This window comes from Phenylobacterium sp. (assembly GCF_030693805.1).
In the GTDB taxonomy this organism is placed as follows: domain Bacteria; phylum Pseudomonadota; class Alphaproteobacteria; order Caulobacterales; family Caulobacteraceae; genus Phenylobacterium.
The window spans coordinates 1-2,261 of record NZ_JAUXZW010000059.1; the positions used below are offsets into that span (position 1 = coordinate 1).

The 2,261-nt window shown below is 62.6% G+C and carries 2 protein-coding genes; both read right to left on the minus strand.

The annotated features are described in order from the left end of the window. Nucleotides 1–1,158, minus strand: a 1,158-nt coding sequence (locus tag Q8M88_RS02390; RefSeq protein ID WP_305594649.1) for a threonine synthase, incomplete at its 3' end; no start/stop codon positions are given. A 4-nt stretch (nt 1,159–1,162) separates the two neighbouring features. Then, nucleotides 1,163–2,134: a tripartite tricarboxylate transporter substrate binding protein gene (locus Q8M88_RS02395; RefSeq protein ID WP_305594650.1), complete on the minus strand. Its 972-nt coding sequence runs from the start codon at nt 2,132–2,134 to the stop codon at nt 1,163–1,165. Nucleotides 2,135–2,261 lie beyond the last annotated feature (127 nt).

Consider the following 2,261-nt stretch of genomic DNA (forward strand, 5'->3'; position numbering starts at 1 on the left):
TGGCGTCTCCAGTGTCGGAATTGATTTCAATCCCGAACCGGTGCTGATCAGCACCACTTCTTCATCCGTCTTGATCCAGCCGCGCGCAATGGCTTTGCGCAGGCCAACCAGTGTGGTGGCACTTTCCGGGCATGGGAACAGTCCTTCCTCGTGCGTCATTTCGTCTACCGCCGCCAGCGCTTCGTCCGCGGTGACGGCCAGCGCACCGCCGCCGTGTTTGCGGATCAGTTCAAGCACCGCGCGACCGCCCGGCGGATTGGGTGATTTCAGGCCGCCCGGCGGGATGTCGATTTTTCCCCAAGGGGTGCATTCCTCGCGCTTCTCGTCGAACGCCTTGACCACCGGCGCGCAGCCTTCGTATTGGGTGACATAAAGCCGCGGTAATTTTCCAGTGATCCAGCCGAGCTGCAGCAGTTCCTCGAAGGCTTTGAAGATCGCGATGGCGCCGAGGCCGCCGCCCATCGGATAAACGATGACGTCGGGCATGCGCCAGCCGAGTTGTTCGGCGATTTCCAGGCCCATGGTTTTTTTGCCTTCGAGCCGGTACGGCTCGCGCAGCGTGCAGATGTTGAGCCAGCCGTTTTTTTCGCAGGCTTCTGCCACCAGGCGTCCGCCGTCATGCCAGTTTTCCAGCAAAAAAACCGGTTGTCCGCTGGCGCGGCAGTGCTGGCGGCTCGCCGGTTGCGCATCCGTCGGCAGCAGATTGACGCAGGTGATGCCGGCGCGCGCCGCATACAGGCTCCACGAGCCGCCGGCGTTACCAGAGCTGTTGTGCGCCACGGTTTTCACACCCAGTTCGAGATAACGCGTGACGGCGACCGATGCGCCACGATCCTTGAAAGTACCGCTGGGGTTGCGTCCCTCATCCTTGACCGCGAGTTGTTTCATGCCGAGCGAGCGGGCGAGCCGGGGGGCCTGCAGTAATGGCGTCCAGCCCTCATTGAGCGAAACCGCGTTTTCGGGCCGCGCCACCGGCAGCAGCGGTGCATAGCGCCAGAGACTCGCGGGGCCGCGCGCGATGGTTTCCACCGTGACTTCGCGGCGCAAACGGTCAAGATCGTAGCGTGCGCGCAATCCGTCTGCAGGCGGCGCGCTGTGCGGGGTTCCGGGGTCGAAGTGCCTGCCCTGGCTGTCCTGGAGGTGGGTGAGGTAACTCATCGCGTCAGTTGAATGTGATGCCGGATTTGGCAACAACTTCCTTCCAGCGTTTCACGTCGGATTCAATCAGCCTGCGGAACTCATCCGGGCCGAGCGGCGCCATTTCGAGTGCGAGACTGGCGAGACGCTCCCTGACGTCGGGCTGTTCAAGGGCGCGTGCGATTTCCTGGTGCAGCAGTTTGACGATCGCCGGGGGTGTGCCGGCCGGTGCTAGAAAGCCGTACCAGTGCGCGACGACAAAATCCGGCACGCCCGATTCGATAAAAGTGGGCACACCCGGCAGCAGGGGGTTGCGTGTTGCGGCGGTCATGGCCAGGCCCTTGATGCGTCCGGCCTTGAGGTGGGGAACGATCACGGGTGAGCCGGTCAGTGCCAGCGGAACCTGGTTGGCGACGAGATCGCTGATGGCGGGACCGCCCCCTTTATAAGGCACATGATTGAGCGTCAGTCCGGTCTTGGCCCGCAGCAACTCATAGGTCATGTGCGGCGAACCACCCTGTCCGGTGCTGGCCAATGCAATCTTTTCGGCCTGGGCACGCGGCAGCGCCAGCAGTTCTTTCAGTGAATTGAGTTTGAATGACGGGTGCGCAGCCAGTACCTGGGTGGAGGTGACCACGCGCATGATCGGGGCGAAGTCTTTTACCGCGTCGTAGGACGGTTTTGCGGCGATCGCGGGATTGATGGCATGCGGAACATCCGCAAGGATCAGCGTGTAGCCGTCGCCGGCCGCCTTGGCGACGATTTCTGTGCCGATCAGACTGGCGGCGCCCGGGCGGGTGTCGATCACAAAGGCCTGACCCAGGCGTTCGCCGAGTTTCTGGCCGATGACCCGCGCGATGGTATCGGAGCCGCCGCCGGGAGCGTAGGGTACGATCAGGCGCACGGGGCGTGAGGGATACTTTTCTGCGGCAATGGCAGTGACGGCAGGCGCCACGAGGGCGACGGCTATTGTTGCCGCGAGCATATGGCGGTTCATTGCGGATTTCCTTTAGTCGAGCCGGATCTTGACCTGCTTCAAAACGTCTTTCCAGCGCTGGTCTTCAGACACCAGCAGCTTGCGGAAATCTTCCGGACTGCCGATGGATGAATCAAAGGTCAGCGCG

Excerpts from the sequence above, each read along its gene's own strand:
- Q8M88_RS02395 (WP_305594650.1), bottom strand. The coding sequence starts at position 2,134 with ATGAACCGCCATATGCTCGCGGCAACAATAGCCGTCGCCCTCGTGGCG.